The sequence below is a fragment of the Vreelandella boliviensis LC1 genome (assembly GCF_000236035.1).
In the GTDB taxonomy this organism is placed as follows: Bacteria; Pseudomonadota; Gammaproteobacteria; order Pseudomonadales; family Halomonadaceae; genus Vreelandella; species Vreelandella boliviensis.
The window spans coordinates 592,120-613,324 of record NZ_JH393258.1; the positions used below are offsets into that span (position 1 = coordinate 592,120).

A 21,205-nucleotide genomic window follows, 5' to 3' on the forward strand; every position below is an offset into this window, starting at 1 on the left:
CTTGACTGATGAGCTTGTTTGCAACGCTTTCGCGTTCGGTCGCCCTGGCTGTCATGCTGGTTATTGCCAGCCCAGCCGCCTTCGCGCAACTTGAGCCAACTAACGAACAACGCCAGGCGGCAGTGGAAATTGCGGACTCGCTCCGCTACGGCCACTATGCTGATATTACTTTTGACGAAACGTGGTCGCAGGACGCTTTCCAACGCTATTTGGACATTCTTGACGGCCAGCGTGCCTACCTGCTGCGCAGTGACATCGAGCCCTATCGCCACTTAGAGACAAGCATGGCAGACGCCCTTTTCAATGGCGATCTGGAAGATGCATTTGAACTCTACAACACCTTTAGTGAGCGGCAGCGCGCACGCCTTGAGTCGCTGCTCGCGCAGCTCGACATAGGGCTTAGTTTTGATTTTGAGAGCAACGAGCGTCTGGAAATTGATCGCGAAGAGGCGCCCTGGGCATCCCGGCAAAGCGAGCTCGACGAGTTATGGCGTAAACGGCTCAAAAATGATGCCTTGACGCTCGCCCTAACCGACCAGGATAACGAACAGATTGAAACAAATTTGCGCCAGCGCTATGAAGGCCAACTGACGCGATTGGAGCAAACCGAACCTGAAGATGTGTTTGGCGTACTTATGGCGGCCGTCACTAGCAGCATCGACCCGCACACTGGCTACCTCTCCCCCCGCCAGGGCGAATCCTTCGATATTCAAATGAGCCTCTCCCTTGAAGGCATTGGCGCCTTGCTCCAGTCAGACGGCGAGTACGTTAAAGTCGCAAGCCTAGTACCCGGAGGCCCTGCCGAACGCGCAGGCGTATTGGAACCCGCTGACCGGATCATCGCCGTGGGCCAGGAAGAGGGCGAGATGGTCAATGTGGTCGGCATGCGTCTGGACAATGTGGTGGATCTGATTCGCGGCCCCAAAGGCTCTGTCGTTCGTCTGGATGTGGTGCCCGCCCAAGCAGTCGATATGACCCGTTCGCAAACTGTTCAGATCACACGTGACACCGTCAGCCTTGAAGATCAAGCTGCCAGCAGTGAAATCATTGACGTTGAGCGCGATGGCGAGCCTCACCGCCTAGGGGTGATTAACATCCCTACTTTCTACGTCGATTTTGACGCCTGGCAAGCCGGTGAAGAGGAGTATCGCAGCACTACGCGAGATGTCGCCAAAGAAGTCGAACGCCTTAAAGAAGAGGGCGTGGAAGGTATCGTTCTTGACCTGCGTAACAACGGCGGCGGCGCCCTACAGGAAGCCAATTCACTCATCGGCCTGTTTATTGACCGCGGCCCCACCGTACAAGTGCGCGATGCCCAGGGGCGTATTCAGCTCTATGGTGACAGCGAAGCAGGTACGCTCTATGACGGCCCGCTAGGGGTGCTGGTGAACCGCCTATCCGCCTCCGCCTCTGAGATCTTTGCCGGTGCAATTCAGGATTATGGTCGCGGTTTAGTGTTAGGCACGCCGACGTTCGGCAAAGGCACCGTGCAGACGCTCAACGAGCTGAGCCACGGACAGATTAAGCTAACCCGCGCCAAGTTCTATCGCATTTCCGGCGATAGCACCCAGAACCGCGGTGTAGAGCCGGATATCGACTTTCCCAGCCTAATTGACCCCGAACGTATCGGTGAAAGCAGCCTGGATAATGCGCTGGCCTGGGACACCGTTCAGAACGTCCAGTATCGCCGCTATGGCGAACCTGAAACCATGCTAGACAAGCTGATCGCCCAGCACAATGCTCGCGCCCAGGACAACGCTAACTTCCGCTATTTAGAGCGTCAATCCACGCTGGCCCGCCAGTTACGCGAGCAGCACACCAGCGTAAGTTTAAATCGCGAGCAACGTAAGCGCGAAATGGAAGCCCAGGAAGCCGAGCAGCTCTCGCTGGAAAACCAACGCCGCCGCACGCTGGGCCTTGATGAGTTGGATGAGTGGATGGACGCTCGAGCAGATGTCACAGAGGGGGCAACGGAAGAGACCGGAGATACCGAGGCCTCGCAAAACAACGAAAGCGAAGAGGATGAAGCACTGGCCGTTGATCGTGCCTATGTGCTCGAATCGGCTGAGATCCTACTCGACTACGCTCACCTGCAAGAGACCCAGCGGTTAGCAGCAAAACGCTAATGGCGCCTGTTAAACACTAGACTCACCGCTAAACAATACGTTGAGTTCAAAATAACGCCGCCCCCTTCACACAAGGGGGCGGCGTTTTAGATTCTGGCATCAAGCTAGCCCTTCAAAAAACAGTCCTTCAAAACAGTCCTTCAAAACAGCCCTTCAACACAGCGCTGCAAGACGAGTCGGCCGATCACCCATTTTAGTTAAGCGCTGAGTGAGTGCTGCTAACTGAACGGCACTGCCCTGACTGCCTGCGCGAATAATTTCAAGCGTCCAGCCAGGTAGCTGCGGGGCAAGCCGGTAATAGACCCACTGCCCTTCGCGCTGATCACTGAGCAGCCCGCACTGACGTAACTGAGCCAAGTGGCGCGATACTTTAGGCTGCGACTCCTGCAGCGCATGGGTCATTTCGCACACGCAAAGCTCTTGCTCTTCAGCCACCAGGAGCACCAGCATCAAACGCGTTTCATCGCTTAAACACTTAAATACCTGCAGCGCCTGGGGCGCATTGACGTTGCCCACCATGAACTTCCTAAACCAATGGATGATCAGCATAGTTTACGTCACTAGAGTGGTTAACGATAAGCGCCAATCACACTTGCAACGATTCGACACACGCATCTTTCAGACACGACAAAATAGCCTAGGCTCTAGCTGGCAACTACATAGCATTTGGGTATGCAAAAATTATGGGTAGCAATAGAGGAAGATTGTCAGCATTTAGCTAACCGGCAATATAGAGTGCGGGGGATAAAACGAAATGGCTCCTCGAGCAGGACTCGAACCTGCGACCCAATGATTAACAGTCATTTGCTCTACCAACTGAGCTATCGAGGAACAATGTGCTACCTGGGCAACATACCGATCAAAACGGCGTTCCGTGAAGAGGCAGCAAAATACATACTAGCAGTGATATAACTTGGCTCCTCGAGCAGGACTCGAACCTGCGACCCAATGATTAACAGTCATTTGCTCTACCAACTGAGCTATCGAGGAACATTATAAGCTATTTCTTCGTAAGCGCTGTCTTTTCAAACGCCAGTGTGTTTAAAGCTAGGCCAAAATGCTAATACATATCAGCAAGTGATTGGCTCCTCGAGCAGGACTCGAACCTGCGACCCAATGATTAACAGTCATTTGCTCTACCAACTGAGCTATCGAGGAACATTATAAGCTATTTCTTCGTAAGCGCTGTCTTTTCAAACGCCAGTGTGTTTAAAGCTAGGCCAAAATGCTAATACATATCAGCAAGTGATTGGCTCCTCGAGCAGGACTCGAACCTGCGACCCAATGATTAACAGTCATTTGCTCTACCAACTGAGCTATCGAGGAACTGCTCAAACACGGTGCGTAGTATACCCATAGAATCTTTAGGGTCAAGTATCGATTATGGATGAACGCTAGCCGCTGGTTTCCTGTATCCGTATAATGCGCCTACTCAATGATAGCGGTTCGGCAACCGTAACCGTCGGCCGCACGAAAACACTCCATTCATCCTCGTCCCCCCGACGACTCATAGATGACAGGTACCGATGGCGAAGAAGCTCTTCATCAAAACGCACGGCTGCCAAATGAACGAGTACGACTCCTCACGCATGGCGGATCTGCTCGGCGAATCTCACCAGCTCGAACTCACTGATAATGAGCGTGAAGCCGATGTCATTCTGTTAAACACCTGCTCGATTCGCGAAAAAGCACAGGAGAAAGTTTTTCATCAGCTGGGTCGCTGGAAAAAACTTAAAGACGCCAATCCCAACTTAGTGATTGGCGTTGGTGGCTGCGTGGCAAGCCAGGAAGGCGAAGCGATCCGCAAGCGGGCACCCCATGTTGACATGGTGTTCGGGCCGCAAACCCTACACCGCGTACCGTCGATGCTGGATGCCCGTGGCAATAACCAGATTGCCGCGGTGGATGTCACTTTTCCTGAAATCGAAAAGTTTGACCACCTGCCCAAACCCACCTCCGACGGCGCGACGGCGTTTGTGTCGATCATGGAGGGGTGCTCAAAGTATTGCACCTTCTGCGTGGTGCCCTACACCCGAGGTGAAGAGGTCTCGCGGCCCTTTGAGGCGGTGATGGACGAAGTTATCCACCTTTCCGACCAGGGCGTGCGTGAGATCAACCTGCTGGGCCAGAACGTCAACGCCTACCGCGGAGAGAACCAGCTTGGCGATGAAATCGACCTGGCCGAACTGATTGCCTGTGTAGCGGCGGTCGATGGTATTGATCGTGTCCGCTTTACCACCTCACACCCGGTAGAGTTTACCGATAGCCTCGTAGACGCATTCGCCGATATTCCTGAGCTGGTCAGCCACCTGCACCTCCCGGTACAGTCGGGTTCAGACCGCATTCTTAACGCCATGAAGCGTGGGCATACGGCGGCCGAATACATCGAGAAGATGGAGCGTATCCGTGCCAATCGCCCAGATATCAGCTTCTCCTCTGACTTCATCATCGGCTTCCCTGGCGAAACAGAAGAAGATTTTGAAGCGACGATGAACTTGATCCATCAAATCGGTTTCGATCACTCGTTTAGCTTCGTTTACTCCGCGCGCCCGGGCACCCCCGCCTCTGGCTTACCGGATGAAACCCCGGAAAGCGTCAAAAAGCAGCGCTTGGCAATTCTACAAGAGCGGATTATTCAGCAAACCGCGCAGATTAGCCGTCGCATGGTAGGCAGTACGCAGCGCGTACTGGTTAACGGCTTTTCGCCACGCGACCCCGGCCAGCTCTCAGGGCGTACCGAGAATAACCGCGTGGTTAACTTCCGCGCCGCCAACCCCACCGAGCTCATCGGCTACTTTGTCGATGTGGAGATCACCGAAGCATTCCCCAATTCGCTGCGCGGTGAGCTTGCCTCGCCCGAGCGCTATTGATCGTTCTCTTATCACAGATCATTGCCCCGCTTCGGGCGGGGCAGTAAGCTGAACGATACACACACTAACGAGGGGTTCCCCACTCTTGAGCCAGCCAACACCTCAGGCCAATCGCATCATCACCTTAAGCCTTGAACCCAATGATCCGCAGCGCCTTGCTAGCCTTTGCGGCCAGCAGGACGAGCATTTGAAGCTGATTGAAAGCCGCCTAGATGTGACGCTGCGCAACCGGGGCAATGTGTTCCAACTGGCGGGCCCAGCCAACCGCATTAAGGCAGCGGCAAACGTGCTGGAACACCTCTATCGCGAAACAGCGGCAAACGAGCTTGACGCAGACACCGTGCACCTGTTCCTACAAGAGTCCGGGCTTGAAGCCCTGGAAGAGGAAGAGGACGGTTACGGCAGCAGCGATGAAGTGATCATGCGCACACCGCGCACCATGATCAAACCACGCGGGCTTAACCAGCAGCGCTACGTCTCCAGCATCCGCGAACACGATATCAACTTTGGCATTGGGCCTGCGGGCACGGGTAAAACCTACCTTGCCGTTGCCGCCGCGGTCGAAGCACTCAACCAACAGGAAGTGCGCCGCATTCTACTCGTGCGCCCGGCGGTTGAAGCGGGTGAAAAACTTGGTTTCCTGCCCGGCGATCTGGCCCAGAAAATTGATCCCTACCTGCGCCCTCTTTACGACGCTCTGTATGAAATGATCGGTTTTGAGCAGGTAGCCAAACTGATTGAGCGCCAGGTGATTGAGATCGCCCCGCTGGCCTATATGCGCGGTCGTACGCTCAATAACTCTTACATCATTCTGGATGAGAGCCAGAACACCACCCCGGAGCAGATGAAAATGTTTCTGACCCGGATTGGCTTTGGCTCTACCGCCGTCATTACCGGCGACGTGACTCAGGTCGACCTACCCAAAGGCCAGCGTTCGGGGCTGATTCAGGTTCTTGACGTGTTGAAAGACACTCAAGGCATCGGCGTCACCCACTTTGCTGCCAAGGATGTGGTACGCCACCCGCTGGTTCAGCGCATTATCGAAGCTTACGATATGTTTGAATCCCAGCAGGAGGTGGAAGAGCGTGCCCGCCGCGAGGTGCGCCAGCAAGAGCGTGACGCACGTATGCAGGCGCGTGAAGGTTCCTGGGATAGCTCGCGATGAGTGAAGGTACAAAGAATGGATGCATCGTTGATCGTCAGGCGGCGATTGACGAACCACTGCTACCCAGCCTGACACAGCTCACCCAATGGGTGAGCTGTGTGTTTGCCCACCATCCTGACGATCAGCGCCTTGAAGTGACTATTCGCTTTGTGGATGAGCTCGAAAGCCAAACGCTCAATCGTGACTACCGCGGCAAAGACAAAACCACCAACGTGCTGTCATTCCCTTTTGAGAGCCCGCCGGGTGTTGATTTTCCGTTACTCGGCGACCTGGTGATTTGCCATGCCGTAGTGGCCAAAGAAGCCAGCGAGCAAGGCAAGTCGATTGAGCACCACTACGCCCATATGGTCATTCATGGCATCCTGCATTTAATGGGCTACGATCATATTGATGATCACGAGGCAGAGGAGATGGAGCAGTTTGAGCGTGATCTTTTGGCCGAGCTGAATATCCCTGACCCATATGCTGACAACACCCTAGCGCCCAATGGCGATCACGTCTGAGCGCTTACTCTTTATTATTTGATAGCGCTGCGTTAAATCAGGTAACAATGAATCTGGTACTATCCCCCGCTTCAGTGATAAAACAGCTACCTAACGAGATAGCAACTGTCTGCCCGCAAACGAGAGAATTGACGCATGAGCGAAGACCGATCGAGCAACCTCAATCAAAAATCCTGGCTCGAGAAAATCTTTGGCGCCCTTTCCGGAGACAATGACGAACCCAGTTCACGCGATGAACTGATGACGTTTTTACGCCATACCGCAGGGAAGTTAAAACTGGATCAAGACGCCATTATGATCATCGAGGGTGCGCTTGAGATCAGCGATCAGCAGGTTCGTGAAGTGCTGATACCCCGCTCCCAGGTCTCCGCCATCGCCCTGGATCAAACCAGCGACGGCTACCTACCGCTGATTCAGGAAACCGGGCACTCCCGCTACCCGGTGATTGGCGAAAACCTGGATGACGTAAAAGGCATTCTGCTGGTAAAAGATTTACTCCCCCTGCTCTCCCAGACCCAGGCCCAGCGCGATGCTTTCAAGTTAGATGACATTTTGCGCCCAGCGATGTTTATCCCTGAATCAAAACGCCTTAACAGCCTGCTTAAAGAGTTTCGGGATACCCACAATCACATGGCGGTGGTGGTGGATGAATACGGCGGCACCGCGGGCATTATCACCATCGAAGATATTCTTGAGCAGATTGTCGGCGACATCGAAGATGAGCACGATACCGACGAAGAGGACGATATCCGCGAAATAGAGAATGGCCGCTACGCCATTCGGGCGCTGACGCCTATCGAAGACTTCAACGAACGCTTTGACACCGAGTTCTCTGACGATGAGTTCGATACCGTTGGCGGCCTGGTGATGCAGCAGTTTGGCCATCTACCTCGGCGCGGTGAACACACCATTCTGGGCGGCTGGCGGTTTGTGATCCTTAATGCCGACACTCGGCGCATTCGTCTACTCGAAGCCTACCGGGACACCCGTCGTGATGATGAAGAGGATGATGACCAGGAGAACAAGCCAGCCTAGGCGCTTATTGTCACTCTGCTCTCTAACCACTCCCTCGCACCTTACCGTAGATAGGTTATCGCTATGGGTTTACCCCGCGTGTTTTTGTTACAGCTGCTTGCCGCCCTGGTGGCCGGCGGCTTCACCACCCTAACGGCTTCCCCTTTTGAGCTTTGGTGGCTAGGCCCAGTGGCGATTGGTTTGCTCTATATTGGCCTGCACACCTTAACCCCCGCTCAAGCGGCCCTGAAGGGCTGGCTATACGGTGTGGCACTGTTCGCCAGCGGCACCTCCTGGGTGTATGTCTCTATCCACGACTATGGCTATACCGGCGTACCGCTAGCCGTTTTCCTAACCGCACTGTTCGTCACGATTTTGGCGCTATTTTTTGCCGGTACTTTCTGGCTGTACCGGCGCTTTACCTCCGCCCGACTCGCGTTTATCAGCTTTGCGGGCGCCTGGGTATTGGGCGAGGTGCTACGCACCTACCTGTTTACCGGCTTTCCTTGGCTGCTGCTGGGCTCTGGCTATGTCGACTCGCCACTGGCTTCCTGGGCGCCCGTTGGCGGCGTCTATCTGCTTTCACTGCTAGTCGCTCTTACTGGTGCGCTTGGCGCTGAGCTACTGCTGCGACGTCAGTGGTGGTCGCTTGCCCCACTGGCGGCCATTTGGTTAATTCCGTTGGCACTCCCCCACCAGTGGACGACGCCAGCCGACGAGCCTACGCGCGTGGCACTGCTACAGGGCAATCTGCCGCAGCTGTTGAAGTGGACGCCCGAAGGGCAGCGCACAGCGGCGAATACCTACAGCGAACTCACCCGCGAAGTCGCCGACGAGGTTGACCTGATCATCTGGCCAGAAACCGCCCTGCCGATGATGGAGACCCAGGCCCGACCGGTACTGGAGCGAGTGCAAGCGAACCTACCGCCCGACGTCGCCCTACTCACCGGCATCGTTCAGCGCGACGAACAAGAACGCTACTTCAATAGCGTGATTGGCGTAGGCGACGTAGAGGGCAGCTACCAGAAAGAGCACCTGGTGCCTTTTGGTGAGTATCTGCCGCTAGAAAGCGTGCTGCGTGGTGCGATCAATTTCTTCGATTTGCCCATGTCGACGTTCACCAAAGGTGAAACAGAACAAACACCGATGCAGGCCGCCGGGGTTAATATTGGCAATGCGATCTGCTATGAGATTATTTACCCGCAACTAGTGGCCCGCCGCGCCCAAGACAGCGGTGTGATTATGACGGTGTCTAACGACACCTGGTTTGGGGCTTCAATTGGCCCCCACCAGCACCTGCAAATGGCACGCCTACGCGCGCTTGAGAATGGTCGCTATGTGGTACGCGCCACAAGCAACGGCATTACCGCAATTATCGATTCCAAGGGGCACATTGTTGGACGCGCCCCACAGTTTGAAACCGCAACGCTTACCGGCGAGTTCTACGCAATGGAAGGCCTGACACCGTTCACCCGTTTGGGTAGTTGGCCAGCTTGGTTGCTGGCAGGCTTGATGCTCTTGCCCGGCGTGGTGGCAGCAAGAGCCACACGCCATACACGAAGTTGAAATGCCATCGGCGCTAAAACGGCTAGCTAGAAAATCGGCCCGAGTCCTCTGCAGGACTCGGGCCGTTTTGTTCTACTCAAGATCGCCGCCTACCTAAGTGGCTAGATAGGCAGCTAGTCAATCCGTCATTTAGGCTGCGCTGTTTTTTAGCGTCGCCATATCAATCACGAAACGATAGCGTACATCGCCTTTTTCCATGCGCTCAAAGCCTTCGTTAATGTTGTTGATATCGAGCATCTCAATATCACAGGTAATGCCTTGATCAGCGCACAGCTTGAGCAGCTCTTCGGTCTCTGCAATGCCACCAATTAGCGAACCGGCCACAACACGACGCTTAAAGACCAGGTTAAAGGCTTCAATGGCTGGCTCAATGGGCTCCAGCAAGCCAACGATAATGTGAGTACCATCATACTTCAGCGACGTTAGGTAAGGGTTTAGATCGTGCTGTACGGGCACGGTGTCGAGCATGAAATCGAAGGTTTCAGCCACCGCATCCATCTGTGCCTGGTCGCTGGAAACCACCACATGGTCAGCACCGTTACGCTTTGCTTCTTCAACTTTAGCGTCAGAGCGGGTGAAAACCGTTACTTCAGCGCCCAGCGCTTTAGCCAGTTTAACGCCCATGTGACCTAAGCCACCCATTCCAATCACACCGACTTTATGGCCTTTACCTACGCCGTGATGTTTGAGCGGCGAATAGGTGGTCACGCCGGCGCAGAGAATCGGCGCTGCTGAGGCTAGATCGATGTCATCAGGCATCTGCAGCACAAAGTGCTCACTCACGACGATGGAGTCGGAGTAGCCACCCTGGGTCATGGTGCCATCCTGACGATCTTCGCCGCCGTAGGTCATGGTAAAGCCTTCCAGGCAGTACTGCTCTACGCCGTCTTTACAGGCTGCGCAAGTACGGCATGAGTCCACCATGCAGCCGACACCCACCAAGTCACCGGCTTTAAAGCGCGATACTTTATCGCCGACAGAGGTCACACGGCCGACAATTTCATGGCCGAGCACGACTGGGTACTGGCTCATGCCCCAGTCATTGCGGGCAAAGTGCAGGTCGCTGTGGCAGACGCCGCAGTAGAGAATTTCAATCGCTACGTCATCAGGGCGCGGCTGGCGACGATCAAACGTAAACGGTGCTAAGGGCTTATCGTTAGCAAATGCCGCATAGGATAATGCTTGGCTCATCGGTAGGGCTCCATATGTCTTAAAAACTAGACGTTAAAAGGCTGCCTTCAAAATCAGCCTTAAATGTCAGCAATCTCTCCTCGTGTGCGAGGCATGCCGACAGTATTGGCCTAATCCATGCGGATAGCGATGAACGAAGCTACGCCATTTTTGCCCATTACTCCGACAGCACGTAATAAAATAACAAAAAACAGCCATAAATCGTTATTATCATACAAAAGCCACCATAAACCAGAGAAACAACTATGGCCTCCACCGCTCGGGCTGGCAATGCGCTGGCTACCGTTATCACGCCACTCATTAAAGGCGACGGTATCAATGACACGCCGCTACCCGGCGTATCGTTACTCTGCTTAAGCCGCCACCAGGTGCGTACACCGCTTCTCTATGAGCCGAGCCTGACCATCATTGCCCAGGGGCGCAAAATGGGTTATCTCGGTGATCGCGAAATCTATTACGACCCCGGCCACTATTTAGTCCAAACGCTGCCACTACCCTTTGAGTGCGAAACCTACGGCTCACCGGAAGCCCCATTGCTAGGTATATCCGTACGCTTGGATCCAGCACTGTTAAGCGAGATGGTGACAGCCATGGGAGATACCGGTCATAACGCCCAGGCGCCTCTGCCGATGGCCTCAGTGGCAATGACAGAGGGCATGCAGGAGGCCGTATTGCGCTTAGCGCGCACACTAGATGTAGCGGTAGAATGCAGCACCATGGGCACAGCGCGCATTCGCGATGTGGTTTTTGAAGCGCTAAAGGGGGAGCAGGGACCCGCCTTACGGGCGTTGGTACTGGGGCATGGTAACTATTCACGCATTGTGCAGGTGCTGTCTAAGCTCCACACCCATTTTGCCGACGACTTTAGCGTGGAACAGTTGGCAGCACAGGCCAATATGAGTCCATCGACGTTTCACCAGCACTTTAAGCAGATTACCCGCTCGTCACCGGCCCAGTACTTAAAGCGGCTCCGCTTAATCAAGGCACAGCAGTTGCTGCTGCAGGATAATCACAACGTTAATCAGGCCGCAGCGGCGGTGGGTTACCGCAGCGTGCCTCAGTTTAGCCGCGACTATAAACGCTACTTTGGCGAGCCCCCGCTTCAGCATCGCCGTCAGGAGCAAGCGTTACGGGCCTGATGCTGGGTCTAGTACAACGAGACTTTGCAAAAGTTATTTTGCAAAGTTTATTTTGCAAACACCTGGCTCATATCTTTAAACGCCTTGAACTCCAGGGCGTTTCCACAGGGGTCGAGCAGAAACATGGTGGCCTGCTCACCAACTTCGCCTTTAAAGCGAATATACGGTTCGATGACAAACTGCGTTTCCCGCGCTTTCAAGCGCTCGGCCAGGGCTTCCCACTCGTCCCACTCTAAGATGACGCCAAAGTGCGGCACCGGTACGTTATGCCCATCTACCGGATTGGTGTGGGCGCTCTCTTGCCCTGGCGTTTTGGGCTGCTCATGAATAACCAACTGGTGGCCGAAAAAATTAAAGTCGACCCACTGTTCACTGGAACGCCCCTCTTCCAAACCAAACACATCGTTATAAAACGCCCGCGCCAGCGCTACATCGTAAACAGGAATCGCCAGATGGAAGGGTGAAAGGCTCATGATCATTCTCCACATTATTGGGTTTTATGAGGTTCGCGGGCACTTTATTCGGCCTCGCTGTATTCATCCTACGGCGGCGCATGGGAAAATAAAATCAATAACTATTTGGCTGATTCACAAAAAGGATTGATCAATGATCCGCGAGCTAAAAACGCTGATTGCGGTAGCACAGGAAGGCACCTTTGCCGCAGCGGGCAACAAAGTTGGCCTCACCCAAGCGGCGGTAAGCGCACAAATGAAGCGCCTTGAGGAAGAGCTGGGTACCGACCTTTTTGAGCGTAAGGGGCGCGCCGCCATATTGACCCAGCGTGGACAAGAGACGTTAAAGCAAGCCCATGCCCTGCTCACCCTCTATAGCACGCTGGGTGAAGCTTCTGCGGGCCAGCCAGCGACGCAACGGGTCAATATTGGCGCCATCGCTTCGATACAGCGCTCGCTACTGCCCGATGCGCTGGCGCGCTTTCATCACGCCTATAGCGAATGCCGCACCCGCGTGGTGCCTGGTCTCTCCATGGAACTGGTGAACCAAGTCGACGCTGGCGAGCTGGATATGGCGGTGATTATTCGCCCACCCTTTTCACTGCACAGCGATTTGCGCTGGACGCCCCTTGCCCATGAACCATTTCGGTTGATCGTGCCGCACCATATTAACGGCGACCAGTGGCGGGGGCCGATCACCCGCCAGCCGTTTGTCCGCTACGACCGCGCCTCCTTTGGGGGACGGCAGGTAGATCGCTTCCTTCGCGATAACCACTGCAACGTTCGCGAAGTCTGCGAAGTCGATGAGCTAGAGGCCATCGTGAAGCTGGTCGCCAAAGGCGTCGGCGTTGCCCTGGTGCCCCAGGCGATTGCTCAGCAACGCTGGCCAGCAGGAGTGCGGGCGATTGATTTAGGCGAGCGAACGTTTCACCGCGACATAGGGCTGATTCATCCGACCAGTGGCCACTTGAGCGATCCCGCCCGGGCGCTGGCCCAATTGATTGGCGAAATAGCCCAGCAGCCTGATAATGGCGTCTAAAATGGCGTCTAAGGTGTTTCGTTCAATATCAAAGGAGTAAATGCATGAAACCAGAGGATCTGGAAAAGTTAGTGACGCGCACCATGCCCTTTGGCAAATATGAGGGCCGTCTTATCGCCGACCTCCCCGGCCCCTATTTAAACTGGTTTGCTCGGGAAGGTTTTCCCTCAGGGGAAATTGGCCAGCTGCTGCACCTAATGCACGAAATTGATCACAATGGGCTTGGCCCGCTGCTTGAGCCGCTGCGAAAAACGCCTAGCCAGCGTGGCGAAACTTAACGCTGCTCGTTTTTATAATCGTTCTCACGCTCGTTTAGGGCGCGCTGAAACTCTATGCGGTAAGCCACCTCATGCTGTGCGGTATCCGCAGGAAAGCGACCTAAGGCGACCGCTAGTTCAAAAAAGCCAGCTGCGGGTAAACCATCGCCTCGGCGGCTGACCACCAGTGCCGCGGTGAAAGGCTTATGCTGTGCGGCGTCTTCGCGCATTAATAGCTCTAACGCCTGGGTGACTTGAGCGATGGTGCGTGGTGGTGCGAGTGCCAGTGCGCTAGCCACCTGCTGATACGTCATTGGCAGGGAACCACGCGGAGCGCTAAGCAGTAGCTGGCGGAGAGCGGCTGCGTTATCGGTCATATATATACATCCTATCGTCAGGTTTTAACACGTTCACATTGCCCATTGACATAGTGTTTGTGCTAAGAAGAAGTTGTGCTAAGAATAACGAAATACGCTGTAATAAGGAGAGAAAATGGTAACGCGACTAACAAAGGCACGCCCTCGAGGTAGCCGCTGGACAAGCGTACTGGCTGGCTTAGCTATTCTGCTGATAGCGGCGGCGGCACTGATGATGGCGGGCGCTGGGCCTGCTTATCGTGGCGAACTTATCAGCCTCGGCGAAGCGTTTAGCTTACTGCGCAACGGCGTCTATGCCGCTGGAGGGGCGATAGCGGTGAGTATTATCGCGCTGCTGTTTAGTATGCTGACTCGCCGTTCTAAGCCAGCTTTAATGGCCACTCTGGTTATCGTCGCCGCTGTAGCGCTGCTTTACGTACCCTGGCAGCATTGGCAGCGTGCCCAACAAGTGCCCGCGATTCACGATATCACCACTGATACGCAGAACCCGCCTGCCTTTGAAGCTTTAGCTAATGCACGGGAAGCCGCACCTAACGCGGTCGACTACCCCGGCGAAGCCACCGCTCAGCAACAACAAGCTGCCTACCCCTATATCAAGCCGCTGGTATTGGCCGAAGCCCCGCAAACAGTGCTGGCTGCCGCTCAAGCAGAGGCCGAAGAGGCTGGCTGGCGCATCGCCCGCATTACCGACAGTCACATAGAAGCCACCGCGACAACGCGCTGGTTTGGCTTTGAGGATGATGTGGTCATACGTTTAACCGAGATTGAGAACGGTGTGCAGGTGGATATGCGCTCTGCGTCACGTCTGGGTGCCAGCGATGTGGGCACCAACGCAGCGCGTATCGAGCAGTTTTTAACTGCTTTAGAAGCGCGACTTGAGTGAGACCTTGTTAATAACCCCTTTTTAATGCAGCGGGTCGCGACTATTGCCGCCCTCACGAGCTAAAATTTGCTCAGCGTCCAGGGTGGCGATTGGTACTTGGTGCTGGGTGGGAATATCGCCGGTCAATTGCAACGCTTGATAACGCAGAGCGCAAACGCGTAAAAATGAGGTGAAGTTGCCCAAATCGTGCCCGGCGTCTATGGATTCGTGATAAAGCCGGGTAATCATTTGGGCCGTGTTCATTCCATCACGCTGGGCAATCTCTTCAAGAATGTGCCAAAAGTAGTTTTCCATTCGCACACTGGTGACCATGCCATCAATGCGCAGCGAGTGTGTCGCGCTGAGCCACAGCTCAGGGTCGGCTTGAATAAAGAGTTTACACATGGGCATTGTCTCTCGGAGTATTCGTATCCACTCGAATTATTAGCATAGCGGCAATTATTAGCACAGCAAACAAAAGCGCCCAGCGGGTACTGGGCGCAAACGGCGTTAGGTTACCGCGATCAAGATCACTTATTCAGTAGCGCCATAAACTGCGCAAGCCAGGCTGGGTGGGCAGGCCATGCGGGGGCGGTAACCAAGTTGCCATCGGTTACCGCATCCGTCACTTCCAGGTTGGCAAAGTGCCCCCCCGCAAGTTCCACTTCCGGCTGGCAGGCCGGGTAAGCGGAGCACTGCTTTCCTTCCAGCACTTTTGCGGCGGCTAGTAGCTGTGCACCGTGGCAAATCGCAGCCACGGGCTTGTTGGTCTCGAAAAAGTGCTGAACCATCGTTAGCACCTCTTTGTTCAAGCGAAGATATTCAGGTGCGCGGCCACCAGGTACTACCAAGGCATCGTAGTCAGCGGGATTAATGCTGGCGAAATCGGCATTCAGTGCAAAGCGGTGGCCGGGCTTTTCGGTATAGGTTTGATCACCTTCGAAGTCATGAATCGCTGTTGCCACGGTGTCGCCCGAGGCTTTCCCAGGGCAGACAGCATCGACGCGGTGGCCGACTGCCATCAGTGCCTGAAATGGCACCATGGTTTCATAGTCTTCAGTGAAATCGCCGGTAATCATTAAAATGCGCTTGCTGCTCATCTCAGTGCTCCTCTTATTTATCTTATGGTTATTGATCGAGTGTTTGAGCACACGCGGGGCGTGTAAGATGAGACTAGCAAGCGCTTTCCGGCTACAGGTAGTAATTGCTTACTACTGAGTAACTTCCTCCTGCTGTGGCAGGGCTAGATGTCGCTGCCCTGCCGTGTCGCTCACACGGAAGCGCCCCACCAGTGAATGCATATCCCCGGCTCGATCATCCAGTGTATGGCTGGCTGTCGTCGCTTCTTGTACCAACCGAGCATTCTGATGCGTCACTTGATCCAACTGCGAAATCGCCTGGTTGATCTGGTCAATACCGGCAGATTGCTCATGGGTCGCCCCTGCGATCTCAGTAACATAACGCGTCACCTCACTCAGGCTATCAATGATTTCCTGCAGGTGTTTGCTTGAGGCGTTTACGAGTTGCTCGCCCTCGCTCACCTTGGCGACACTGTCGTCTACCAAATGACGAATTTGGGCCGCCTCTTCGGCGCTGCGTCCGGCGAGTTTGCGCACTTCTTGCGCCACTACTGCAAACCCACGCCCCTGTTCACCCGCTCGTGCGGCTTCAACAGAAGCGTTGAGCGCCAGCAAGTTGGTTTGAAAGGCAATATCGTCAATGGCTTTAATGATCGAGGTAATCTTTTCACTCGCCTCGCGGATATCCCCCATTGCTGCCGTCGTGCGCGTTGACACCTCGCCAGCGGCGCGGGCGCGCTGGTCAACATTGCCGCTGGCGTCTTTGGCCTGGTCCGCGTATTCAGCGGTTTGTTTTACAGTGGCCGTAATCTGTTCAAGACTGGAAGCCGTTTCCGCCAACGACGACGCCTGCTGGTCGGTACGCTGGGAGAGGTTTTCATTACCTGCCGCAATTTGACGGCTGCTGGCTGCAATGGATTCAGCGCTTTCACGAATTTGCGCCACCATGCCTTCAAAGGTATCCATCATGTTATTAAACGCTTGAGCAGTTTGGCCCACTTCATCGTTGCGCTTAAGCTCAAGACGCTTGGACAGATCGGCATTTTCGCCGGCGGCGCCACTGATATTTTCCATTTGGTGGCGCATCGCCACTAGTGGCCCTAGCACGCGCACCAGGGTACGCCAGCCAAAAATCGCCAACAGCGCGATAACCGCCAGAGTAACCATAATCAGTAACGAGCGCCCAGCGTTGGCTAACGTTTCTGCTTGCGTCGCGGCACTATCCGCCTGACCAACGATATACGCTTCAACATCACTTAGCGCCACACGCATCTGGGCCATGGCTTGGGCAACATTGGTAAGCGCCGCTTGCACCTGTGCGTTTAGTGCCAACTGCTGTAAACGAAGCTCATAGACAGCGTTGTCATCGGAGACCATCAGACCTTCCAGCTCTACGATGACATCGTCTAAGTCACTAATCAGCGCGCGCTGCTCTACTTCGGTGCTAGGCGCATCTGCGATCGCTGCCAGTGATTGGCGAGCAAGCCCCACCTGCTGGGCAATCTCATTGTGGCGCAAATTGACCAGCGCATCGGCGCTATTCGTTTGCATCATCTGGCGTCCAAGATCAGATAGCTGCGCTAACGCCATGCGTGTATTTCCGCTTAAGCGCCCAATATCCGCTTGCGCGGTAAACATATTGTCCAACAACTGCGTAGGCAGCGTGGTCATGCCATCATCACGCCAGGCTTCCATTAATACGCGCTGTTCACGGTCACTTCGTACCTGCGCTAACGCCGTACGCCCGGCAATATCTTCGGCATTCAGCATCACTTGAGAGATGAGCGCTTGCATAGCGCTAATCCGCTCGGCCATCTGCGTTTGTAAACTCAGCTCTTCACGACGCAGTGCTTCCAGAGCCGTATCCCCTTCTAGCAACGCTTGAAAATGGCTGTCCAGGTCACTCAACCCTTCCGTTTGATCAATTCCACGGAGGCCTTGCCGTGCATCACGGAAACGTTCATCTAATGTCGCTTGAGTCGTGATCTCATTGAGGCCATTCACACTCTCTGCGGCAAGCAAATCCGCATGGCGTTGACCAAATGCACCCATGGTGAGCACCATGCCCATGCTGGCATCCTGGAGCGGTAACACCTCACTGGTAATATAGCGCTGCGAGTCTATTAGCCGTTGGTTAGTTGTCCAACCTGTTGCAGCCAGCACCACGGCGCCAAGCACCGCAGCCAAGAACAGGCTGATCAACATCGCTCGAATACTTAAGGTTTTTTTCATTATCTGTTTTCACTTGTGTCAGGGGACAGACAGGTAACGTAAGCTTTAGGGCAACAGGCTTGCCCATTCCACCGACTCGAAACGGCCGTTTGTGATAATGGTGGGCCACACTGCGTCGCTGGCTTGATGGTCATTAGACCCCAAGCTCAACGGCTCTTCTAAGCCAATATCGACCGAGCCCAAGCCGAGTAAGCCATCCACAATAGCGTCACGATCAGGGTTCGCGCCGGCCGCTCTTACGCCCTCAACAAAGAGTTTTGCCGCTAGGTAGCCTTCAAGGGATATAAAGTCAGGTTCGCTACCACGGGCATGGGTTTCTAGCGCTTGTCGGTAGGACTCAACAGCGGGTAGGTCGGCATCTAGGGGCGGTACTACCTGAGTAATAATGACGCCTTCTGACAGATCGCCGAGTTCATCCATTAGCGCTTGGCTACCCACAAAAGAGACATTTAGAAAAACGGTGTCGGGCAGATCCTGGTGTGCTTCACGAATAAAGTCCGCAGCGGGGCCATAGGTACCGACAATGATAATGGCGCGCGGTGTCACCGGCGCTTCCAGAATAGTCGCTAGACCTTGATGAATATTGCGCGTGCCGCGGGTAAAACGTCCGTGGGCCAGTCCTTCGACATTGTCGACGCCATGGGCGGCTAAAGCCTGGGTGGCGCCATTGTATCCCGCATCGCCGAAACTATCGTTTTGGGTAAAAAAGGCAATTTCTTCGGGCAATACACCTGCTTCTAACAGCCCATCCACCATTGTGGCGGTTTCTTGTACGTAGCTGGCCCGATAGTTAATCACGTAGCGGTCAGGCGGTGACTTGCGCAGCACCCCCGCGCCAGTAAAAGCGCCGTAAAGCAGCGTTTCATATTCGTTATAGATAGGAATGGTAACGGTAGCCGTCGGAGTTCCGACGTTGCCGATCGCCGCTAGCACTTCATCTTCTTGAATAAGCTGGCGGGTATTGCTGGCGGCTTGCAGTGGCTTGTACTGATCGTCGCGGGCAATAAGGGCTAATGTTTCGCCATTTACCCCACCCGCCGCATTGACCTCGGCAAAGTAGGTCTCGATACCTTTTTGCATGCCCAACCCAAGCGGCGCAGCGCCACCGCTGGAAGGGGCAACAATACCAAAGGTCAGTTCTGCCTGCGCCAGCAGTGGCATAAACAACCCCGCTAATAAAGCTATTCTTAATACAGACTTTTTTAATAAGGTTTTTCTTAACAACCAAGTTCCCAATCGTCGCATTGATCTGCTCCTTTCTGGCTAGATCACTTCCCCACGTAAATAGCATGGCAAAGGTGAGTAGTGTTCCCCCTCACACCTTCGCCACATTAACGAACTTTTGTTCATTACTATCGGCAGGAGAATATACGACTAAAGATTAATTATCGTTAATTAATAAGTAACAGTTGTTACCTACTTTGTAACACTCTTTCACTAGCTAGCAAGAAATGCTGAATTATTCTGAATAATTATACAATCAAAAATATTAAGCGCTGCCTAAGCGGGTCTTTCGATGGTGAAACGGTCGCTTATGCGAATGTAATCACTGCCTGCTAAACGCCCAACAGGTTTGAGTCGATCCATGTTCACATGACGGCCATCCCACAGCGAATCGTCAATATGGATGGAGATGACTTGGGCCAGTACCAAGGTGCCTGCTAATGGTTGGTCACCAAAACGAATCATATCGAACAGTTTGCAACCAAATGCCACGGGAGCATTAGCAATCCGCGGTACGCTTACGCCAAACATCTCCGCTTTTTCAAGGCCGGCCAGGGCAAATTCATCCCCTCCAGGTGGCAAGCTGGCACTGGTGGCATTAAGCGCTTCAATTAATGCTTCACTGCCCACATGCACAACGCATTCAGGTACCTCATCTAAATTGCGCACGGTGTCCTTAAGTTCGCCGCTGCCATTAAGCAGAGGCGAAAATGCCAGTACTGGTGGATTCACACTGGCCACATTAAAGAAGGAAAACGGCGCCAAATTGGCATTTCCAAGCTTATCTTGGGTAGACACCCAGGAGATAGGTCGTGGGCAAATAGTGCCGGATAGTAACCGATAAATAACCCCAGGGCTTAGCGGGGACTCATCTAACAGGTAGTCACTCATTTTGGCTCCTTGGTAACGGGTTTCAACGTGCTATTTTCAACAAGCTATTTTCAACAAGCTATCTTTCAGCGTAATTTCTCACAATGAGCTTTAAGAGTAGCCTTTCAGAGCACCCTTCATAGAGTAGTATGAATTTGCAACAACATTGCCAGCATAGATGCGTTTTACAAACTTAAGCGCAGCCCATCAAGGAACCGATTCAATGAAGATTGTCATTGCCGATGATTATCAGGACTGTGTGCGCGGTTTAGACGCCTTCAAGCAGCTAGAAGGCCAAGATGTAACGGTTTATCACGATACTCTCACCGACCTAGACCCACTGACTACGCGCTTACAGGATGCCGAGGCGTTGGTGCTCATCCGCGAACGCACACCAATCACGGCCGCCCTACTTGAGCGCTTGCCCAACCTGAAAGTCATTAGTCAAACCGGTGGCGGTGCTGCACATGTGGATATAGCGGCCTGCCGCCGTCATGGCATAACCGTAATGACGGGCACTGGCTCGCCCTACGCCGCGGCAGAATTAACCTGGGGCTTGGTGCTTGCCGCGATGCGCCATATACCTGCAGAAGTTGGGAACCTGAAAGCAGGCCGTTGGCAGCGTACCCTTGGTACGGGCCTTAAAGGCCGCACCCTAGGCATTTTTGGCTACGGGAAAATTGGCAGCTTGGTAGCGCGCTACGGCCAGGCATTTGAAATGAAGGTGTTGGTGTGGGGAAGAGAAGGTACTCGCCAGCGCGCCGCCGATGCCGGAATAGAGGTAGCCAAAAACCAGGCCGATTTTTTCCAGCGTGCGGATGTACTCAGCCTGCACCTGCGCCTGAACGACGACACCCGCGGTATTGTCAGCACTGAATCCCTCGCTCAGATGAAGCCCACATCTCTGCTAGTGAACACCAGTCGCTCTCAATTAGTCGCGCCTGGGGCACTTGAGCAGGCTCTAAAAGCCGGGCGGCCTGGCCAAGCCGCAGTCGATGTTTTTGATGCGGAACCGCTCTTGGCTGACTCGCTGCTAGAACTACCCAACCTTATCGCCACACCACATCTTGGCTATGTGGAAAAAGATAGCTACGAGCTCTACTTTGGCGATGCCTTTAGCAACCTACTGGCTTACATCAATGGCCAGCCTGTCAACAACCTAGCCAGTTAATAGGGCGCGCTACGACTTGGGCTAAGCACCTAACGACCACCGCCTCTGTGCCAATTGTGCTAGCCTTA

General features: G+C 54.2%; 20 protein-coding genes and 4 tRNA genes. 11 read left to right on the forward strand and 13 right to left on the reverse strand.

All coding sequences use genetic code 11. From position 1 onward, the window contains the following. The first annotated feature begins 8 nt into the window (after positions 1 to 8). Positions 9 to 2,126 (forward strand): carboxy terminal-processing peptidase, encoded by a 2,118-nt coding sequence (locus tag KUC_RS11940; protein ID WP_007113456.1) that lies wholly within the window; start codon positions 9 to 11, stop codon positions 2,124 to 2,126. Between the two features lie 153 nt (positions 2,127 to 2,279). Here KUC_RS11940 and KUC_RS11945 read toward each other — a convergent pair whose 3' ends face one another. The 5 genes from KUC_RS11945 to KUC_RS11965 form a co-directional block, all read right to left on the reverse strand. Then, positions 2,280 to 2,645, reverse strand: coding sequence for a metalloregulator ArsR/SmtB family transcription factor (locus KUC_RS11945; RefSeq protein ID WP_007113457.1), 366 nt, complete (start codon positions 2,643 to 2,645; stop codon positions 2,280 to 2,282). A 236-nt stretch (positions 2,646 to 2,881) separates the two neighbouring features. Further along, positions 2,882 to 2,957 (reverse strand) — tRNA-Asn (locus KUC_RS11950). Between the two features lie 83 nt (positions 2,958 to 3,040). After that, positions 3,041 to 3,116 (reverse strand) — tRNA-Asn (locus tag KUC_RS11955). Positions 3,117 to 3,208: 92 nt separating this feature from the next. Continuing rightward, positions 3,209 to 3,284, reverse strand: a tRNA-Asn gene (locus KUC_RS11960). A gap of 92 nt (positions 3,285 to 3,376) precedes the next feature. Further along, a tRNA-Asn gene (locus KUC_RS11965) sits at positions 3,377 to 3,452 on the reverse strand. A gap of 200 nt (positions 3,453 to 3,652) precedes the next feature. Here KUC_RS11965 and miaB point away from each other — a divergent pair. The 5 genes from miaB (at position 3,653) to lnt (ending at position 9,244) form a co-directional block, all read left to right on the forward strand. Continuing rightward, positions 3,653 to 4,996 (forward strand): tRNA (N6-isopentenyl adenosine(37)-C2)-methylthiotransferase MiaB, encoded by a 1,344-nt coding sequence (miaB, locus tag KUC_RS11970; protein WP_007113459.1) that lies wholly within the window; start codon positions 3,653 to 3,655, stop codon positions 4,994 to 4,996. Between the two features lie 85 nt (positions 4,997 to 5,081). Beyond that, positions 5,082 to 6,161 (forward strand): PhoH family protein, encoded by a 1,080-nt coding sequence (locus KUC_RS11975; protein ID WP_007113460.1) that lies wholly within the window; start codon positions 5,082 to 5,084, stop codon positions 6,159 to 6,161. Further along, a complete protein-coding gene (gene ybeY, locus KUC_RS11980; protein ID WP_007113461.1) occupies positions 6,158 to 6,664 on the forward strand; it encodes an rRNA maturation RNase YbeY in 507 nt (168 codons plus the stop codon). The genes KUC_RS11975 and ybeY overlap by 4 nt, the downstream gene beginning before the upstream one ends. Before the next feature lie 135 nt (positions 6,665 to 6,799). Next, positions 6,800 to 7,699, forward strand: coding sequence for a CorC family transporter (locus tag KUC_RS11985; RefSeq protein ID WP_007113462.1), 900 nt, complete (start codon positions 6,800 to 6,802; stop codon positions 7,697 to 7,699). 63 nt (positions 7,700 to 7,762) lie between these two features. After that, complete coding sequence (gene lnt, locus KUC_RS11990; protein ID WP_007113463.1) at positions 7,763 to 9,244, forward strand: apolipoprotein N-acyltransferase; 1,482 nt, start codon at positions 7,763 to 7,765, stop codon at positions 9,242 to 9,244. 129 nt (positions 9,245 to 9,373) lie between these two features. Here lnt and KUC_RS11995 read toward each other — a convergent pair whose 3' ends face one another. Then, positions 9,374 to 10,435 (reverse strand): NAD(P)-dependent alcohol dehydrogenase, encoded by a 1,062-nt coding sequence (locus KUC_RS11995; RefSeq protein WP_007113464.1) that lies wholly within the window; start codon positions 10,433 to 10,435, stop codon positions 9,374 to 9,376. Between the two features lie 245 nt (positions 10,436 to 10,680). Between KUC_RS11995 and KUC_RS12000 the strand changes: the two genes are divergently transcribed. Further along, a complete protein-coding gene (locus KUC_RS12000) occupies positions 10,681 to 11,574 on the forward strand; it encodes an AraC family transcriptional regulator (RefSeq protein ID WP_007113465.1) in 894 nt (297 codons plus the stop codon). Positions 11,575 to 11,621: 47 nt separating this feature from the next. Here KUC_RS12000 and KUC_RS12005 read toward each other — a convergent pair whose 3' ends face one another. Beyond that, a complete protein-coding gene (locus KUC_RS12005) occupies positions 11,622 to 12,047 on the reverse strand; it encodes a VOC family protein (protein ID WP_040480775.1) in 426 nt (141 codons plus the stop codon). A 133-nt stretch (positions 12,048 to 12,180) separates the two neighbouring features. Between KUC_RS12005 and KUC_RS12010 the strand changes: the two genes are divergently transcribed. After that, positions 12,181 to 13,065: a LysR family transcriptional regulator gene (locus tag KUC_RS12010; RefSeq protein ID WP_007113467.1), complete on the forward strand. Its 885-nt coding sequence runs from the start codon at positions 12,181 to 12,183 to the stop codon at positions 13,063 to 13,065. 44 nt (positions 13,066 to 13,109) lie between these two features. Beyond that, complete coding sequence (locus tag KUC_RS12015; RefSeq protein ID WP_007113468.1) at positions 13,110 to 13,343, forward strand: DUF3820 family protein; 234 nt, start codon at positions 13,110 to 13,112, stop codon at positions 13,341 to 13,343. Here the strand turns inward: KUC_RS12015 and KUC_RS12020 are convergent. After that, complete coding sequence (locus tag KUC_RS12020) at positions 13,340 to 13,699, reverse strand: hypothetical protein (RefSeq protein WP_007113469.1); 360 nt, start codon at positions 13,697 to 13,699, stop codon at positions 13,340 to 13,342. The genes KUC_RS12015 and KUC_RS12020 overlap by 4 nt on opposite strands. A 115-nt stretch (positions 13,700 to 13,814) precedes the next feature. On the opposite strand from KUC_RS12020, the gene KUC_RS12025 reads away from it, so the two are divergent. Then, positions 13,815 to 14,582: a DUF1499 domain-containing protein gene (locus KUC_RS12025; protein WP_007113470.1), complete on the forward strand. Its 768-nt coding sequence runs from the start codon at positions 13,815 to 13,817 to the stop codon at positions 14,580 to 14,582. Between the two features lie 21 nt (positions 14,583 to 14,603). On the opposite strand, the gene KUC_RS12030 is transcribed toward KUC_RS12025, so the two are convergent. From KUC_RS12030 to KUC_RS12050, 5 genes are all read right to left on the reverse strand, one after another. Then, on the reverse strand, positions 14,604 to 14,966 hold the full coding sequence (locus KUC_RS12030) for a ribbon-helix-helix domain-containing protein (RefSeq protein WP_040480778.1): 363 nt from the start codon (positions 14,964 to 14,966) through the stop codon (positions 14,604 to 14,606). A 125-nt stretch (positions 14,967 to 15,091) separates the two neighbouring features. Further along, positions 15,092 to 15,661 carry a DJ-1/PfpI family protein gene (locus KUC_RS12035; protein WP_007113472.1) on the reverse strand — a complete coding sequence of 190 codons (570 nt, stop codon included), beginning with the start codon at positions 15,659 to 15,661 and terminating at the stop codon, positions 15,092 to 15,094. Positions 15,662 to 15,772: 111 nt separating this feature from the next. Beyond that, positions 15,773 to 17,872 carry a methyl-accepting chemotaxis protein gene (locus KUC_RS12040; RefSeq protein WP_007113473.1) on the reverse strand — a complete coding sequence of 700 codons (2,100 nt, stop codon included), beginning with the start codon at positions 17,870 to 17,872 and terminating at the stop codon, positions 15,773 to 15,775. Positions 17,873 to 17,917: 45 nt separating this feature from the next. Next, positions 17,918 to 19,033 carry an ABC transporter substrate-binding protein gene (locus KUC_RS12045; protein WP_244264793.1) on the reverse strand — a complete coding sequence of 372 codons (1,116 nt, stop codon included), beginning with the start codon at positions 19,031 to 19,033 and terminating at the stop codon, positions 17,918 to 17,920. Positions 19,034 to 19,372: 339 nt separating this feature from the next. Then, positions 19,373 to 19,987, reverse strand: a complete 615-nt coding sequence (locus tag KUC_RS12050; protein WP_007113475.1) for a flavin reductase family protein — start codon at positions 19,985 to 19,987, stop codon at positions 19,373 to 19,375. Positions 19,988 to 20,189: 202 nt separating this feature from the next. On the opposite strand from KUC_RS12050, the gene KUC_RS12055 reads away from it, so the two are divergent. Beyond that, positions 20,190 to 21,137 carry a D-2-hydroxyacid dehydrogenase family protein gene (locus tag KUC_RS12055; RefSeq protein WP_040480780.1) on the forward strand — a complete coding sequence of 316 codons (948 nt, stop codon included), beginning with the start codon at positions 20,190 to 20,192 and terminating at the stop codon, positions 21,135 to 21,137. The last annotated feature ends 68 nt before the right edge of the window (positions 21,138 to 21,205 follow it).

What these genes read in the sequence shown, in the direction of transcription:
- KUC_RS11940 (WP_007113456.1), top strand. Translation starts at nt 9, where the DNA reads ATGAGCTTGTTTGCAACGCTTTCGCGTTCGGTCGCCCTGGCTGTCATG.
- KUC_RS11945 (WP_007113457.1), bottom strand. Translation starts at nt 2,645, where the DNA reads ATGGTGGGCAACGTCAATGCGCCCCAGGCGCTGCAGGTATTTAAGTGT.
- miaB (WP_007113459.1), top strand. Translation starts at nt 3,653, where the DNA reads ATGGCGAAGAAGCTCTTCATCAAAACGCACGGCTGCCAAATGAACGAG.
- ybeY (WP_007113461.1), top strand. Translation starts at nt 6,158, where the DNA reads ATGAGTGAAGGTACAAAGAATGGATGCATCGTTGATCGTCAGGCGGCG.
- KUC_RS11985 (WP_007113462.1), top strand. Translation starts at nt 6,800, where the DNA reads ATGAGCGAAGACCGATCGAGCAACCTCAATCAAAAATCCTGGCTCGAG.
- lnt (WP_007113463.1), top strand. Translation starts at nt 7,763, where the DNA reads ATGGGTTTACCCCGCGTGTTTTTGTTACAGCTGCTTGCCGCCCTGGTG.
- KUC_RS11995 (WP_007113464.1), bottom strand. Translation starts at nt 10,435, where the DNA reads ATGAGCCAAGCATTATCCTATGCGGCATTTGCTAACGATAAGCCCTTA.
- KUC_RS12000 (WP_007113465.1), top strand. Translation starts at nt 10,681, where the DNA reads ATGGCCTCCACCGCTCGGGCTGGCAATGCGCTGGCTACCGTTATCACG.
- KUC_RS12005 (WP_040480775.1), bottom strand. Translation starts at nt 12,047, where the DNA reads ATGAGCCTTTCACCCTTCCATCTGGCGATTCCTGTTTACGATGTAGCG.
- KUC_RS12010 (WP_007113467.1), top strand. Translation starts at nt 12,181, where the DNA reads ATGATCCGCGAGCTAAAAACGCTGATTGCGGTAGCACAGGAAGGCACC.
- KUC_RS12015 (WP_007113468.1), top strand. Translation starts at nt 13,110, where the DNA reads ATGAAACCAGAGGATCTGGAAAAGTTAGTGACGCGCACCATGCCCTTT.
- KUC_RS12020 (WP_007113469.1), bottom strand. Translation starts at nt 13,699, where the DNA reads ATGACCGATAACGCAGCCGCTCTCCGCCAGCTACTGCTTAGCGCTCCG.
- KUC_RS12025 (WP_007113470.1), top strand. Translation starts at nt 13,815, where the DNA reads ATGGTAACGCGACTAACAAAGGCACGCCCTCGAGGTAGCCGCTGGACA.
- KUC_RS12030 (WP_040480778.1), bottom strand. Translation starts at nt 14,966, where the DNA reads ATGTGTAAACTCTTTATTCAAGCCGACCCTGAGCTGTGGCTCAGCGCG.
- KUC_RS12035 (WP_007113472.1), bottom strand. Translation starts at nt 15,661, where the DNA reads ATGAGCAGCAAGCGCATTTTAATGATTACCGGCGATTTCACTGAAGAC.
- KUC_RS12040 (WP_007113473.1), bottom strand. Translation starts at nt 17,872, where the DNA reads ATGAAAAAAACCTTAAGTATTCGAGCGATGTTGATCAGCCTGTTCTTG.
- KUC_RS12045 (WP_244264793.1), bottom strand. Translation starts at nt 19,033, where the DNA reads ATGCCACTGCTGGCGCAGGCAGAACTGACCTTTGGTATTGTTGCCCCT.
- KUC_RS12050 (WP_007113475.1), bottom strand. Translation starts at nt 19,987, where the DNA reads ATGAGTGACTACCTGTTAGATGAGTCCCCGCTAAGCCCTGGGGTTATT.
- KUC_RS12055 (WP_040480780.1), top strand. Translation starts at nt 20,190, where the DNA reads ATGAAGATTGTCATTGCCGATGATTATCAGGACTGTGTGCGCGGTTTA.